Source organism: Flavivirga abyssicola, from assembly GCF_030540775.2.
In the GTDB taxonomy this organism is placed as follows: domain Bacteria; phylum Bacteroidota; class Bacteroidia; order Flavobacteriales; family Flavobacteriaceae; genus Flavivirga; species Flavivirga abyssicola.
On the sequence record NZ_CP141266.1, the window covers coordinates 4,234,736 to 4,249,909 of the forward strand.

Genomic DNA, 15,174 nt, shown 5'->3' on the forward strand with positions numbered 1-15,174 from the left:
AAATCTCATTATTTATTGTTATTAATATATGTATGTTTACTAAATGACAAACTAATCCAACAACGTATTAATTATTGCATACTGCAACAATACAATAGTCCTTGTATCAACTATTTTTCCTGTATTTAGCATATCAACCGCTTCCTGAAAAGGCATTTCTAATACCTCTATATCTTCATGCTCACTATCTAATCCGCCACCGTCATTCACTTTCATATCATCGGTGTATTCGCCAATAAAAAAATGCATTTTTTCAGTCATCACTCCAGGAGATGAATAGCCTTCATAAACTTTTTTCACTTCTTTTAACCGATATCCAACTTCTTCTTCTGTTTCTCTAATAACACAAGCTTCCGGATTGTCTTTATCTAACATACCTGCGGCAATCTCTACTAAAAATCCATCTCCATTATCATTCATATAAGTAGGCATTCTAAACTGTTTTGTTAAGATAATGGTTTGCTTTTCCTTGTTATAAAGCAAAATACCAGCGCCATCTCCTCTATCGTAAACCTCTCTTGCTTGTGTTACCCATTTACCATCCTTCATTAAATAATCGAAAGTTAGTTTTTTGAGTATATAATAATTGTCTGAAAGCAGTTTGCTTACTATGTTTTTAATGCGATTAGTTGCCATTTTCAAAAGTACTTCTTGCTTCTCTTTCTATATTTAACTGGTTTACTCTGGCATCTACTTTTCGTTTAAAATCTGTATCTGCAATGGTGGCTACATTATCTAAATAGCGTACTACTTCCTGACGGCGAATTTCTGAAAAATCTAAGCCTTTCATATTGGCTCGCATTAATTCCTGAAGCATACTAAACTTAGTTTCATAATCTTGTTTGAAATAGATTTCTGGGTTTTCGAACCAATCTTCTTCCAAATCAAAATCTGTTAAACGTAATGACACGGCACTTTGAATGTTTCTAACATCACGTGATGAAAAGAATGGAAATGCCTTTTGCATATCCTTATAAAGATTCGCGTAGAATAGATGTTCATTTGTTTTAAATTGTTTTTCTACGTTATCATAAATATCATGGACGCGCTCTTCGGTTGGCTTGTTAGAAACGTTAAGGATTTCCCCCATGTTTTTAGCCAGACCTTGATCTTGTAAATAGCTATAGCTTTCTGGCCCTTGCATGTTTACAAAATCCGGCATGGTTTCGTCTAATTTTCGCCACCACAAATGATCCTGATCTAAAAAGTCATGTTCTGTTCTGGCGCCATCAATTTTAAAACGTCCTTGTACACGAGAAATGACTGCTTTATCTAACATTTCGGGAAGATTGGTAAACAGTCCAATCGAACTATTTCCGTAGTTTACGGCATAAGCACCTTCTGTATAGCGCAAAAACACACCAATGACTTCTTTTACACCTGCCGAAACACCTTGAGCTGTTCGCTCCTGTAAATTGTTTTCTGCATCATCAATGGGAGCAAAAATTAATTTTGTAGGATCTTGCATAGGCTTCATCCATTCGACCATTTTTTCTGCCGAACCACCTTGAAATGTACTAATTAAGGTATCTGGCATCGGATGAAACAAAAACGGAATATCTAAAGCATCACAATGTTCTTTAAGTCGTGTTGCAATCGCAGCAATAAGCATACTTTTTCCTGTTCCTGGAATACCATACCCCATAAAAACAGGCATGAAGCCTCCTAATTCTTGAAACGGGTTTTTCTTTGCTGTGAAATCGTAACTTAACATACGCTCTGTTAAACGACGCGCAAAGTGTTTTGCATCACGGTTACCAACAATTTGCTCAAACTTAATTTTATTGAACTCGATACTTTTTGCTGTCCCTTCAAATACATTGCTCCAACCTGAAATAGCAAATTCCGATTTTTCTAATTTATAGGTTCTGTCCTCAATAGTTTCTGTATACTCTAAGCTACTTTTACGCAATTGAATTTCATCAATTAAGGCTTCAAAGTACACCACAGTAAAATCTATAACATCTTTATCTGATTTAATAATTTCTGGATGTCCTAAGTACTTATCATAGTAAAACAAACTACAGGAAACCCCTTTTAATGGCGTCATTACTGACACCTCTGGAATACCAGCAAACTTCTGCTTCATCACACTTAAATCGTCTGATGCATATGGTTTTAAATCGTTTAATATTTTATAGGCAGAACTGAAAAGCATAAAGGCTGTAGCAGTATGCATTTTACTTTCAAATTCACGTTTACCATTGGTATCTAAAGCCGATTTGTTTTCATTTAAACTCGATAAACCAGATGAATCGTAATAACTATCTTTAATCCAAATACCTAATGTTATGCCTTCTTGAACAGCATATAGTGTTTGATTCAAATAAATAGGAATGGCTATAGAATCTGGTAATAAACGCTTTTTTAAAGCTAGAATTGTTTTTGATACCGAGGTTATTTCCGCTGCATGACTACCATTATTAGCACGAGATAAATACAATAAAATAGACTCGTCCTTAGCATCTTTATCTTTGTTTTTAGCACGCTGACCTTGCTCCCATTGTACGCTTTTTAAATAAGAAGACGCTTCATCGCGAAGCATATCGAGTTCGGTTAGTTTTATTGGGAATGTTGAGTTGTGCTCCATATACTATGGTTAAGTTTATAAATAGTTTTTAGTGATATACCGTTTTATTAGTATAATAAACGGGTTTGTATAATCACTCCATAAAATTAGTATTAAAAGACTAGTTTTTGTTACTTCTTAATGATATTTTTTTCAATTTACTCAGAGATACATTATTTGAACTCTAAGATTCATATGTCCAAAACAAGAAAAGTAATTTAGCCTTTAAAATTAATTATTACCAAAACGAAAAATTAAAATGTTTAAAACGAGTTTTTTCATTTCTACATTATGTTTTTTATATCTGGGCGTTCTATCCGCTCAAGATATTGTGAACCCTACAGCCCCTGTTGGTGAACAAAAAACCAATTCATTTTATTACGGTTTTGAGGCGGCTGGAGACCTCGCTAAATGGGGTACTACTCAATCTGAAAATTGGATAACTACAACAGAGCGGAAAGCGCGAGGGAGTAAAAGTCTAAAATTTACATTGAACGAGATTAGTAATGCTATTGAAAGTTTTGTAACCCCCTACACCATTTCTAAAGTTAGGAATGCTGTAAGAGGTGGACAGTCTATGATTATTGCAAGTAGTTATGATGGTAGGATGTTGGGTATTGACTTTGAAGGCAATATTCTTTGGGATGTTGAATTAAAACCTTCAACTAGCGATGAACCCTCTGGCGTTGGAAACAATGATATTTTTTGTTACGATTTAAACAATGATGGGAATGATGAAATTTTAGTAGCAAGCGCAGACGGTAAATTATATTGTTTAGATTCTCAAAATGGCACAAAACTTTGGGATACATTTTCTATTTCACAAATAAGCGGAGTCACCCCAATGTATGCTGTTTGTGTCGTAAAAAAGGACGGTACTCCATACATTGCTTGTGGCAATTTTGATAATAGTATTTATTACTTAAATGCCGATGGCTCTTTTAATAAAGAAGTTAAATCTGAAAACTATTCAAAATTTAAAATTTTTGGAGATAAAACCTTCAATCTTTTTAAAGACAACTTACATATAGCTAATTTTTTAAGACCCATTCCGCAAGATGCCAATAACGATCACCTGGGCATGATAGCGACTAACAATAGTATGCAAGTCAATGGTACGTTTTATCAATTTGAACCTTTAGAAGATTTACCCATTCAAATCCCTGGGACGGCAACCAACGCGGGCATAGTTTTAAGCACCCTTAAACCCATAGGTTATTTTAAACTGGTTAATAACCCATCAGATAATAAACCTATCATCCTTTTGGGTAATAGTACACAGCGCAACAGGTCTGGTGCATTTACACTAAATCCGGATATTGATAATTACACCTCTGCGTCAAGTGTTGGCGGAGAACCTATTCAAGGGGTATTAGTGGATTTAATAGGAAATGGTTACACAAACGTCAATGGCTATCGTGTTCCTCAATCTGAAGTGGTTGACACCGCTTCTGGAAAGATATTTTTGACACTTTTTGGCTCTGATATTATTATTCAAGATGAAAACCTAGCATCGAGCAGACGTATTCAATCTTCATTTGCTTATAATGACTTGTGGAAAGACACGGTATCTGGCAAACTATTATTTGCAGGAAGCCAATCTGGTGGTAGCTGTGTACATGTTATCGACACCATGAATCCTGATTGGGAACAAAACTATGTAAATTTAGTTCCGCCAGGAAAAATAACAACATTATTGGATAACGTTGAAACTATTAAAACTCAAGTAGCGACATACGTAAGACCAAACTATGAAATACCTTCCTCACCAAATAATGTATATTTTGTTACCGGTTTAAGCAACAGTACTAGTAATGCTACAAAAACATTTATAAATACTATGGAAGCCATAGACCCTGTTAATGGGCCTAAAGTTCTAGAAAACGTATTTAACCAAAGGTATAGAAATTGGGATCGTGCTTCAGATATTTCAAGTGTTAAATATCAAAACAAAAGAGATAGTAGGTTTACGTATTTAGATTGTGACGAAGACCCCGATATTTCTGTATGTAGTAATGATTATAAGAATGTTACTCAAATTAGAATCAATGCATTAAACAGAAACCCACACGGAGTTTCCTTTTGGGGCGGACACGGTAATGACCCAGCCCCTTTTTCGCAACCTGTATTAAATGAAATTTTTACAGCCGATGTTAGTAAACAAAAAGTACTAATATATCCTGAAATTGTTGATAAAGACCCAGAATTTGAACAATTCATGGATGATTATTTTTATGAAATAACAGACAATGTCAAAACTAATAACTTAAATGTAAAAATGCATGTTAGAACCAAACATACATTTTGGCAAGGTGATGTTTATACTGCTGCATGGGATAGGTTGATTTCTGGTGAGTTTGCAGATATTTTTATACCATCAATGGAAGAAACTCAAGATAAATCTATGGAACTGAGCGTTGCAGGAAGAATGGGCGTTTGGATGAGTGGTGCTGTGAATAACTGGGGCTCTCGAAGCGTACCGGATAATGCGTCTTATGATAGATTACGTCAGTTTTGTCACCCTAGAGCCAAAAATCATTATTTACGACATACTATTTATTCACTTGCTAGCGGTGCTACCCATTTCAATAATTTTGAAACGTTTGAGAGTTCTTGGATGAAGTTGGTTTTAGAATTAACAGCAAAAGGTGCTATTTATGTCCCTAAACGTGATCAACTGTTGAGTATTTCTCCAGTACGTTTAAGCATCATCAACCCAGACCTTCAATATCTTTATAAATCGACTTCGGTAAAGTTCTTAACAGGTTTCGATAAAACTGTTGGGGAAGAAAAATTTGTCTTTGGAAGATTAGGTGGAGCGTTTCCTGGGGCTAAAAACACAGAATATGATTTTTCAACCTATGCTGCCGGTGCCAAAGAAAGACGTTTAAACTTTATTCCGACCTATGAAAATGGTATGGTTTTAATAACACCTCCTGATGTTCCTAACGGACAAACACAACCTGTTAGAGGTAAGCTGGAAGACCACATGCATCCTTTTTATTCAGGAAAGACAAAGGAATACTTTACTGATGGTAAAAAGTATTACTCTGATTATGACCAAACAGCATCTTTCGACCCAGATAGCAACTATTATCAAACTATAAAAACGGATATAGAAAATAGTGCCGATCTGCTTCCTATAAAAGTATCAGGAAATGTGGCTTGGGTGGTTTGCCAAACCGATAAGCGCCATTTACGTTTAACTCTTGTTGATTCGGGGTATTTAAATCCACATGGTGGTACTGCTAAAGTTCAAATTAATACTTCGGAAATTAGTGTTTCGAACATAAAAAATGTGCTCAACCCATCTGAAACATATAGTGGAAGTACTATTGATATTGAAGTACCTTTAGGAGGTTTCAAATTTTTTGACATCACACTTTCAAGTGATTATTACTAAAAAAAACTAAGCATGAAAAAAACAATATTTTTTATAATTATATTAGCTGTAGCCACTAATTTTGGCTATTCACAAATTGTGTATTCCCTTAATTCGCTTTCTTCAGTTCCAAGTTCGCGATATACGCTTGCTGAAAACACAAATCACAGTTTACATTTAAGCATTTTTATTGAGTCGGACGCGACCTTAAATGGCTTTAAAACGACTTTGGATGGTGGCCATGAACTTATTTGGGATTTAACGGCGTTTAATAAAAATGAATGGATAAATTTAAAACACGATTTTACAACTACTAATGAATTAATAAACCCTGTTTTTAATATTGAAATAATCGATGATAATACCTCAGGAACTGGTTTTGGAACATTTTTTATTGATGATATTAAAATTTATGATAATTCATTATTATCTATTCCTGATATAGAAAATGAAGTTAGTATGGCTCCTAATCCAGTTGAAAATGTTTTAACTCTAACAAATATACCTGTTAATTCTGAAATGAAACTTTATAACGTTTTGGGAACTGAGTTTATGGTTAAGAAAGTTGATAATGGCAATAGGGTTAACCTAGAAATGTCTGGATTATCTTCTGGGGTGTATATTTTGAAAATATTAGACGATAACAGAATCTTTACCAGAAAAATTATAAAAAAATAGAAAAGTACATTAGTGCTTTTCTATTTTTAAACCAGCAATTTCAATAGGTGGTTTTGCCAAATTATTCATAATTTCTGGTGTTTTATTGTATAGTAATTGAATAATACGATGTGGTGCAAATACATATTTTTGCTTAAACACATCGTTCCATTTTTGAAGGATTTGCTTATTAAAAAAGCTCCCTTCTTTAAATTCACTTCCAGATTCAACTTCGTCAATTTTAAGCGATATCGCATAGGATTCTAAAGGAATATCTTTTTTTCCTATGCCTTCTAAAACGGCATGTGTTATGTCGTTTTCATCTTTTGCAAATACATTATGTACAGGCCCTAAATCAATACGTTTTAAAAGCTTTGGCGATACTTTTGGTAATTTTCTATCTATAGTATATGCCATAGTATCTAAACTCATTTTTCTGTCGGCTGTCGTTTTTAAAACCTCATAAATGTCGTCTTTATAATCTTTTACATCTGTCCCGCTATAATTAAAATACATAAAACAGATAAATGGCCTGTTGTGGGATACATCATAAAAACTCCAGCTCGTCATATATTTTGTATTTATGCCTTCTGGTGCACTTATAATTTTGCCTTGTACAAAACGATTAAAGATATATTGTTTCTTTACTGATGAATAATATACTATGGATGCGGCCTGGAATAATTTACTTTTTTTAATGGGTTCTTTTTTACGCATTAAAGTGTCTAAAAACTCTTCTTTTAAAGTATTAATGGGCGTTAACCTCCCTAAATAATCATCCCGCAATTCCAAGTCGTTAAACAAATATCGAAATTCTAAATAGTTAGGAAATCCTGAATGGGTTAGATCGACTTTCATATTATCCTCATCATCATACATATATTTTATACGCATGGCTTCTATGGAATATAATAACAAGTCGCTATACTGCTTAAATAATTTAATTTCCTGGCTATTACATAGCTCTTGTTGTTGTACGGCAACTACAAGTTCTTTAAATGCAAAGTCTACCATTTTATGATAGAAAACATACTGTTCTTTGGAGTCAAGAACTGCTGAATCTAATGGTGTTACAATGTGATTAATGGACATTTTATGTATTAAAAGTGAACTAGTAAAAGTAAAACGTTCTTACTCGTTTATCAATTAAATGAGTTGAATAGCGCGTTAAGGATTGAGGCATTGTTGAAGCTCTTTTTTGTTTTTCTCAAAAAAAGCGACTGCCGAAAGCCTGACTTTTTACTCATAAGTATCGTGTTTTTAAAATATGATACTTATGAGTAAAAAGTAACACTCAAATTATTAAAATATTTATAGTTTTTTTTATGAGATTCCTGCCTTTACTTCGACTACGCTCAGTTATACACTCCAGAATGACAATTAGCTCAATAAATCGTCGTCACTTGATTCTGGCTTTGGTTTCCCTTCTGGTTCTCCGTTATCTCCTTCTGATGCTTTATTAGGATCGACCTTATAATAATCTTCAAAAATCTCTTTCATATCGATACCATAACGTTCTGCAAAATTCTTTTGAATATCGCTATCTTTTGCACGAATTTCCTGTAAGGCCTCTGCATAGCTACTGTACACACCTTGCATTACTTTTTCATGAACTGGAATATTATCCATCATATCTTGACGTGCTTTAGCACTTGCTGTATGCATAGATGCTAGAGTTTCACCTATATGTTCGTCTGTTTTTACGCCAAGGTGTTCTAAAATGGCTGCAAACTCCTGATCGGTTCGTGCTTTTAAAGCGACTACATAACCGTCATAATATTTTAAACGCTCTTCCGTATCACTCTTTAATTTTGCACGATGCGTTTGCAAGTTGCTACGTAAAGAGGTTAATACTTTAATGGTTAAATTATGCTTGTGCACAAAACTATCTTTACTTGCTGCTAAAGTGGTATAAGCGTTTTTTAAACCTTCTAATTCTTCTACTTTTTGCTCTAGAGTTGTTACTTTACCAACGGCTTGTGCATAGTCTGCAGATTGTTTATCTGCAATATCTTCAAGTTCTTGTCTTGCTTGTTTTAATAAGGCGTATTGCTCTTCTAGCTTCGCCTCTACTTCTTTCTTTTTTTCTAAGGCTTTTGTATGATTTTTAGTGGCTTCTACAATAGCATCTTGCAACTTATCTTCTACTTCCTTAATCTCTACTTCACGATTTTTTAATCTGCTTACGGCTGCTTGAGATTTATATGATAATTCGCTTAATAGTGTCTGGATATCTGCACTTTCAATACGCTCTTGAAACATGGCTTTTGCTTTATTATCTGCAGCTGCACGTGTTTTTTCTGCAATTTTAAGCGCTTCTTGCGCCTTTTTTATTTTGCTTTTGCGCCCCCATAAGTTATTCCACCAGGTGTCTGGCTTTGCTTCGGCGTCTTCTAATTCTATTTTAGCACGCTCTAACGCTTTTTGTGCATCGTCAATTACTTTTTGCTCAGTGGCATTAAGTGCTGAGAATTTTTCGAAAATAATACCAACTTCATCCTGATAGTCGGTTAAATCTTTAATAGCATCTAAAAGCGTTGATCTATCTTTTTCTGCCATGTGCACCACATCATCTAAGGTGGCATTTAATATTTTTTGTCGAACTTCCGGATCATCTTCTTGAGACAATTTAGATTTCATAGTGTCAATGGCTTTTCCCCAATTAACATCTACTTTTTCTGTTTTCTCGTTAGAATTGGTTTCCAATAAATCAAAATCGTCAGACATAAGGTTAGAATGTTTTTTAATTATATATATTTTAGATAAGCAATGTCGTTAAAAAAAATCAATTTTAAAAGCAAACAAATGCTTTTAGATACCCTTTTTACCGAAATAAGTTCAGCACAAACAAAGAAATGACAATTAAACGATAAACGGAAATCTCAAATTTTAATTTGTGAGGTAATTTCTCAACTTACAGTACTTTAACTATTGGTATAATTTTTTGTTTAAATGTTACATTTTTTTAAGATTCCACTATTTTTTTATGTCCTAAATGGCTACTTTAAAATTGCCTTCTGAATAAATTATATTATATTTGAGTGACTATTAATCAAAGACATACGATAATATATGTTATCCAACTATTCGACTATATTTTTACTAACGCCTTTCTTAATTAACCAATCTGATATTGTTACTGTATTAATCATTGTTGTCGTCATTTTTTCAATTTTATTGATTTTAGGTGTTAGAAAATCCTATAAACTAAAAAAGGAAAATGAAAAGTTAAATAGTATGGATACAAAAATGCCTGATGAAGAGGAAACTTATAAAGATTTTACTGAGGGGCATATGTATGATAACAAATAAAAACGCCCACTTCTCAGCAGGCGTTTTAGAAATTTATCTTACTAGTTTTTTGTACTTTATTCGTTTTGGCATTAAATCACCTCCTAGTCGTTTCTTTTTATTTTCTTCGTAATCACTAAAACTACCTTCAAAGAAATAGACTTGAGAATCCCCTTCGAAAGCTAGGATATGCGTGCATATTCTATCTAAAAACCATCTATCGTGCGATATGACTACGGCACAGCCAGCAAAATTTTCCAGGCCTTCTTCTAATGCTCTCAATGTATTGACATCAAGATCGTTTGTTGGCTCATCCAAAAGCAATACGTTGCCTTCTTCTTTAAGTGTCATGGCAAGGTGCAAACGGTTTCTTTCTCCTCCGGAAAGTAATTTTACTTTCTTATTTTGTTCGCTTCCTGAGAAATTAAAACGACTTAAATAAGCTCGTGAATTTACTTGCTTTCCTCCCATCATGACCAACTCTTGCTCATCGCTAAAGTTTTGCCAAATTGATTTTTCTGGGTCTATGTTTGCATGACTTTGGTCTACATAAGCTATTTGAGCCGTCTCCCCTACTTTAAATTCTCCTTTATCTGGCGTTTCTTCACCCATTATCATTCTAAAAATAGTGGTTTTTCCAGCACCATTAGGCCCAATAACACCAACGATACCTGCCTGTGGCAGATTAAAGTTTAAATCATCGTATAGTAATTTATCGTCATACCCTTTGCTAACCCCAGTAGCTTCAATAACATTGGTTCCTAATCTTGGGCCATTAGGGATGTATATTTCTAGTTTTTCGTCAAGTTGTTTCTGATCTTGACTCATTAACTTATCGTAATTCTTTAAACGTGCTTTTTGTTTGGTCTGACGGCCTTTGGCACCTTGTCTTACCCATTCTAACTCACGTTCTAAGGTTTTTTGACGTTTAGATGCCGATTTACTCTCCTGTGCTAAACGCTTTGATTTCTGATCTAACCAAGAGGAATAGTTTCCTTTCCATGGGATACCTTCTCCTCTATCCAACTCTAAGATCCAACCCGCTACATTATCCAAAAAGTATCTATCGTGCGTTACTGCAATTACAGTTCCTTTATATTGTGCTAAATGATGTTCTAACCAGTGAACCGACTCTGCATCTAAGTGGTTGGTAGGCTCATCTAATAACAATACGTCTGGTTCTTGTAAAAGTAAACGACATAAAGCGACACGGCGTTTTTCACCTCCTGAAAGTACACTAATTTTCTTATCACCATCTGGAGTACGTAAGGCATCCATAGCGATTTCTAGTTTGGTGTCTAGTTCCCAGGCATTGGCAGCATCAATTTGATCTTGAAGTTCTGCCTGACGGTTCATTAACTTCTCCATTTTATCTGGATCGGAATACACTTCTTCCAAACCAAACATGTCGTTAATTTTATTGTATTCATCAAGAATCGCAACAGTTTCAGCTGCGCCTTCTCGCACTACTTCCATCACTGTTTTATCATCATCCAGTTTTGGTTCTTGCTCTAAAAATCCAACGGAGTAATCTTGTAAAAAGGTAACATCTCCTTGGTAATTTTTATCAACGCCTGCTATGATTTTTAATAATGTGGATTTACCCGAACCATTAAGACCTAAAATTCCAATTTTAGCTCCATAAAAGAAGCTTAAATAAATATTTTTTAATACGGGTGTGTTGGCACCTTGAAATGTCTTGGTTAAACCAGACATTGAAAAAATTACTTTCTTATCGTCACTCATTATTAATAATTAATTTATAGTCGTAAGACTTAATATGTGAAAATTGTAAATAAAATAAACAGGTAAGCACTAAACCCTTCCTTTTAAAGCATTAAATACCCATGCATTAGCAAAAAAGCCTACTCCTACTGCAGCGAAGCCCCAGCCAGCTACATCATCATATCTAAAAGCTCCGAGACCAATCAATGCTAGTCCTACAAAAATCATTACCCACGTAGCCCAAGCTAACACAGTGTTCTTATTCATTGCCATAATAAATTCTTCATTTTTGGCGCATCCTTGCTAGTTGGACAAGGCAGGCTATTTACGACATCTTTCTATGACTATAAACAATTTAATATATAGCATATTGCATGTTAAAAAAGATGTTGTTTTCTACCCTTTTACGCAGTTAGAGGAGCAAATATCGTATTTTTAAATAAAAAAGCATCCATTTCTGGATGCTTTCTTGTTATTAATACTTCTAAAAAAAGAATTTCTTGAAATCAAAATTCTTCATTTAGGCTACCGTTTTATTCATTATCTAATATTTTTAAAGTAATGAATCTTTCGATTAATTCATTGGTACTTCAATAATTAATATTGTAGAGTTTGCCTTAGATTTTACTAAAACCGTATCTGTTTCATAAACACCAATAGCATCTCTATTTTCAAGGGTTTGGTCGTCAACTTCTATCTCCCCTTCAATTAAAAAGATATAAAAACCATTATTTCCACTTTTTGGACTCAGTGTGACTTCATGCCCCGAATCTAAATCTGAACGGTATATATAAGCTTGTTGACTAATAGGTAATGCCTCGCCTTCTAATTTATCTTTCGGTGCAACTACAGTTTGTAACGTATTTTTCTGAGCTAGAACATCAAATTTTCTTTGTTCATAGTTTGGAGTAACGCCCATTTCTTCGGGTATGATCCAAAGCTGTAAAAAGTTAACGTCGTCTGTTTTACTATCATTAAATTCTGAGTGTGTTAAACCAGTACCTGCACTCATTACTTGCACTTCTCCTACTTCAATAGCACGTTTATTTCCCATGCTATCTTTGTGTGATAGTGCGCCTTTTAATGGTACCGAAATAATTTCCATGTTTTGGTGCGAATGTGTACCAAAGCCCATTTTTGGTTGTACTACGTCATCATTAAGCACACGAAGCGCTCCAAAATTCATGCGTTCTGCATCTTGATAACTGGCAAAACTAAATGTATGATGTGATTTTAACCAACCGTGATTGGCATATCCTCTTGTATCTGATTTGTGAATTATTGTTTTCATTTTTCATGTGTTTTTTTCATTCCCTTGCCTGTGCTGAACTTGTTTCAGTAAAGGAGGGAATCTTAATTATTTTATTAGTTCTTAAAGAGATTCTTCACTTCGTTCTGAATGACACTCTCATTTTAATTAGCTGGAAGAAACCCCATTTTTCCCATTTGATAATCCCGCATGGCTTCCATAATTTCTGTTTGTGTATTCATGACATAAGGTCCGTAAGTAGCCACTTTTTCATTGAAAGGTTCTCCGGAAAGAAACAATAACTTACTGGTATTATTACCTTTGATAGAAAAACCGTTTCCATCTTGATTAAATTGAATGAATTGATTGTCATTGAGTTTCAATACTTCTGAATCGTTAACGGTTACTTCTCCATGTAATAAATACAACATCGACTGATGTGTTTTTGAAACCTCTATAAAATGTTCACCTCCTTCTTCAACATCTACCACATAAGCATTTACAGCGGTTTGTGTACTTATTTTTCCGTAGTTATTTTCTAATTCACCTGCAACTATTCGAATGTTCACTTTGCCATCTTCAGAATTAACAACATTAAATTCTTCGTTTTTTGCGTGCTGATAATTAGCTGGAATCATTTTCTTTTCAGCTGGTAAATTCAACCACAATTGAATACCCTCAAGAGTTCCGCCTTTTTGTACAAACGCTTTTGTTGGTGCTTCGGCATGAATAATACCACGACCTGCTGTTGTCCATTGTACATCACCGGCTTTAACAATACTTTCATTCCCTAAAGAGTCTCTGTGCAATTGTTCGCCTTGGATTAAAAATGTAATGGGTTCGAATCCACGGTGTGGATGGGGGCCTAAGTCAAAAGGATTATTGTCTTCTGAAATGTCATAAGGACCATAATGGTGTAATAATATAAACGGATCGACCATATCAATATTTCGACTTGGTAATGGTTGTCTTAACTGTATAGGTCCCATATTAACAAAATCACTCCGCCCTACTGTTTTTATTGTATTTGATTTCATTTTTATGCTTTCTTTTTATTCCCTCGTAGGAGGGAATCTTTTTATCGCAACCTCAAGAAGTATTATGAGATTCCCGCCTTCGAGGGAATGACAAATTAATTGTCATCGCATTTTATCAAGCAGATTACTTAATTGCTCTGCTTCGGCTTCGTTTAAATTTTTTAATAAATCTTTGTTAATGGTATGTGGAATGGACGCTAAAAGCTTTTTTCCTTCATCTGTAATAACTATTTTAACAACACGTCTGTCATGCTCTGAAGGTATGCGCTTAATATAATCCTTGGCACATAATTTATCCATTAATCTAGTGGCATTCGGTGAACGTTCCAACATTCTGTCCTTAATCACCTGTACCTTTAAAGGTTCTTTAGCACCATTTAATATTCTTAAAATATTGTACTGTTGGGGAGATATCCCAAATGGTTTAAAGAAATCATTCTGATAACTCGTTATCCAACTTGCTGTATATATAATATTCAACAAGGCTTTAATTCTGTTATTTGGAAATTTTGAATTGATATCTTTAGAGAAATCTCCCATGTTTTTTTAGTATTCAGTAAACAGTCCTCAGTATTCAGTTATAATTTATTTTGAAAAGATGCTACTTTGTTCTTCAAATCAGAATTCAGTGCTTCATTGGTAATCTTTCCATCCGTAAAGTTGTCATTGAATGAAGGAAAAGAAAAGTCTTCAATAATATGTCCTCCCATATAAGCAAAACGACCTTTCGCTATATCCAAAACAGTTGCTCCTCCTCTACCGCCTGGTGATGTTGCCATTAATAGCATAGGCTTCTCACTCCATAACTTACCATCTATTCGAGACATCCAATCAAACAGATTTTTAAATACTGTAGAATAAGCACCGTTATGTTCTGCTAATGATAAAATAATACCATCTGATGCTTTTATGGCGTCTAAAAATTTATGTGCATTATCTGGAATACCATGATCTATTTCGTAATCAATGCCATACAGAGGTAATTCAAAATCGTTAAGATCTAAAATGTTAACCTTTACATTTTCAACCAAACTTGAAGCATATGTTGCCAATTGATGATTTATTGAGTTTTTACTATTACTTCCTGCAAATGCTATGATGTTTTTCATAAGTATTAATTATTTTATAGTACAAATATAGAATAAAAATATTTAGTTTCCAAGGAAAATAATTCCATGTAATATATTTTATGATTGCTTTAACAAAAGTAGAATACTTATACAATTTATAAAGGACCTGTTTTCATAGAAATATCAACTTTTGT

Annotated in this window: 13 protein-coding genes; 3 read left to right on the forward strand and 10 right to left on the reverse strand. The window is 34.0% G+C overall.

The annotated features are described in order from the left end of the window. Positions 1–51 precede the first annotated feature (51 nt). Together Q4Q34_RS17795 and Q4Q34_RS17800 are read right to left on the reverse strand one after the other, a co-directional pair. A complete protein-coding gene (locus Q4Q34_RS17795; RefSeq protein ID WP_303317766.1) occupies positions 52–636 on the reverse strand; it encodes an NUDIX domain-containing protein in 585 nt (194 codons plus the stop codon). Beyond that, on the reverse strand, positions 626–2,590 hold the full coding sequence (locus tag Q4Q34_RS17800; RefSeq protein ID WP_303317767.1) for an AAA family ATPase: 1,965 nt from the start codon (positions 2,588–2,590) through the stop codon (positions 626–628). Before Q4Q34_RS17800 ends, Q4Q34_RS17795 begins: the two co-directional genes overlap by 11 nt. A 238-nt stretch (positions 2,591–2,828) precedes the next feature. Here Q4Q34_RS17800 and Q4Q34_RS17805 point away from each other — a divergent pair, with 238 nt between their 5' ends. Then, positions 2,829–5,972 carry a hypothetical protein gene (locus Q4Q34_RS17805; RefSeq protein WP_303317768.1) on the forward strand — a complete coding sequence of 1,048 codons (3,144 nt, stop codon included), beginning with the start codon at positions 2,829–2,831 and terminating at the stop codon, positions 5,970–5,972. Between the two features lie 12 nt (positions 5,973–5,984). Beyond that, positions 5,985–6,629 (forward strand): T9SS type A sorting domain-containing protein, encoded by a 645-nt coding sequence (locus Q4Q34_RS17810; RefSeq protein ID WP_303317769.1) that lies wholly within the window; start codon positions 5,985–5,987, stop codon positions 6,627–6,629. Positions 6,630–6,638: 9 nt separating this feature from the next. Here Q4Q34_RS17810 and Q4Q34_RS17815 read toward each other — a convergent pair whose 3' ends face one another. Both Q4Q34_RS17815 and Q4Q34_RS17820 read right to left on the reverse strand, forming a co-directional pair. Beyond that, entirely contained in the window at positions 6,639–7,700 is a 1,062-nt protein-coding gene (locus tag Q4Q34_RS17815) for a hypothetical protein (protein WP_303317770.1), read from the reverse strand. 288 nt (positions 7,701–7,988) lie between these two features. Beyond that, the gene (locus Q4Q34_RS17820; RefSeq protein WP_303317771.1) at positions 7,989–9,335 is read right to left on the reverse strand and encodes a coiled-coil domain-containing protein; all 1,347 of its coding nucleotides are present in this window, start codon (positions 9,333–9,335) and stop codon (positions 7,989–7,991) included. A gap of 345 nt (positions 9,336–9,680) precedes the next feature. Here Q4Q34_RS17820 and Q4Q34_RS17825 point away from each other — a divergent pair, with 345 nt between their 5' ends. Next, the gene (locus Q4Q34_RS17825) at positions 9,681–9,920 is read left to right on the forward strand and encodes a hypothetical protein (protein ID WP_303317772.1); all 240 of its coding nucleotides are present in this window, start codon (positions 9,681–9,683) and stop codon (positions 9,918–9,920) included. 33 nt (positions 9,921–9,953) lie between these two features. On the opposite strand, the gene ettA is transcribed toward Q4Q34_RS17825, so the two are convergent. From ettA to Q4Q34_RS17855, 6 genes are all read right to left on the reverse strand, one after another. Then, positions 9,954–11,645 carry an energy-dependent translational throttle protein EttA gene (gene ettA, locus Q4Q34_RS17830; protein WP_303317773.1) on the reverse strand — a complete coding sequence of 564 codons (1,692 nt, stop codon included), beginning with the start codon at positions 11,643–11,645 and terminating at the stop codon, positions 9,954–9,956. 69 nt (positions 11,646–11,714) lie between these two features. Continuing rightward, on the reverse strand, positions 11,715–11,897 hold the full coding sequence (locus tag Q4Q34_RS17835) for a CAL67264 family membrane protein (RefSeq protein ID WP_135877986.1): 183 nt from the start codon (positions 11,895–11,897) through the stop codon (positions 11,715–11,717). Positions 11,898–12,198: 301 nt separating this feature from the next. Beyond that, positions 12,199–12,915, reverse strand: coding sequence for a pirin family protein (locus Q4Q34_RS17840; protein WP_303317774.1), 717 nt, complete (start codon positions 12,913–12,915; stop codon positions 12,199–12,201). A gap of 122 nt (positions 12,916–13,037) precedes the next feature. Next, positions 13,038–13,910 (reverse strand): pirin family protein, encoded by an 873-nt coding sequence (locus Q4Q34_RS17845; protein WP_303317775.1) that lies wholly within the window; start codon positions 13,908–13,910, stop codon positions 13,038–13,040. 102 nt (positions 13,911–14,012) lie between these two features. Further along, positions 14,013–14,450 (reverse strand): MarR family winged helix-turn-helix transcriptional regulator, encoded by a 438-nt coding sequence (locus Q4Q34_RS17850; RefSeq protein WP_303317776.1) that lies wholly within the window; start codon positions 14,448–14,450, stop codon positions 14,013–14,015. 38 nt (positions 14,451–14,488) lie between these two features. Continuing rightward, positions 14,489–15,019, reverse strand: coding sequence for an NADPH-dependent FMN reductase (locus tag Q4Q34_RS17855; protein WP_303317777.1), 531 nt, complete (start codon positions 15,017–15,019; stop codon positions 14,489–14,491). Positions 15,020–15,174 lie beyond the last annotated feature (155 nt).

What these genes read in the sequence shown, in the direction of transcription:
- Q4Q34_RS17820 (WP_303317771.1), bottom strand. Translation starts at nt 9,335, where the DNA reads ATGTCTGACGATTTTGATTTATTGGAAACCAATTCTAACGAGAAAACA.
- ettA (WP_303317773.1), bottom strand. Translation starts at nt 11,645, where the DNA reads ATGAGTGACGATAAGAAAGTAATTTTTTCAATGTCTGGTTTAACCAAG.
- Q4Q34_RS17815 (WP_303317770.1), bottom strand. Translation starts at nt 7,700, where the DNA reads ATGTCCATTAATCACATTGTAACACCATTAGATTCAGCAGTTCTTGAC.
- Q4Q34_RS17795 (WP_303317766.1), bottom strand. Translation starts at nt 636, where the DNA reads ATGGCAACTAATCGCATTAAAAACATAGTAAGCAAACTGCTTTCAGAC.
- Q4Q34_RS17855 (WP_303317777.1), bottom strand. Translation starts at nt 15,019, where the DNA reads ATGAAAAACATCATAGCATTTGCAGGAAGTAATAGTAAAAACTCAATA.
- Q4Q34_RS17805 (WP_303317768.1), top strand. Translation starts at nt 2,829, where the DNA reads ATGTTTAAAACGAGTTTTTTCATTTCTACATTATGTTTTTTATATCTG.
- Q4Q34_RS17835 (WP_135877986.1), bottom strand. Translation starts at nt 11,897, where the DNA reads ATGGCAATGAATAAGAACACTGTGTTAGCTTGGGCTACGTGGGTAATG.
- Q4Q34_RS17845 (WP_303317775.1), bottom strand. Translation starts at nt 13,910, where the DNA reads ATGAAATCAAATACAATAAAAACAGTAGGGCGGAGTGATTTTGTTAAT.
- Q4Q34_RS17800 (WP_303317767.1), bottom strand. Translation starts at nt 2,590, where the DNA reads ATGGAGCACAACTCAACATTCCCAATAAAACTAACCGAACTCGATATG.
- Q4Q34_RS17840 (WP_303317774.1), bottom strand. Translation starts at nt 12,915, where the DNA reads ATGAAAACAATAATTCACAAATCAGATACAAGAGGATATGCCAATCAC.
- Q4Q34_RS17850 (WP_303317776.1), bottom strand. Translation starts at nt 14,450, where the DNA reads ATGGGAGATTTCTCTAAAGATATCAATTCAAAATTTCCAAATAACAGA.
- Q4Q34_RS17810 (WP_303317769.1), top strand. Translation starts at nt 5,985, where the DNA reads ATGAAAAAAACAATATTTTTTATAATTATATTAGCTGTAGCCACTAAT.
- Q4Q34_RS17825 (WP_303317772.1), top strand. Translation starts at nt 9,681, where the DNA reads ATGTTATCCAACTATTCGACTATATTTTTACTAACGCCTTTCTTAATT.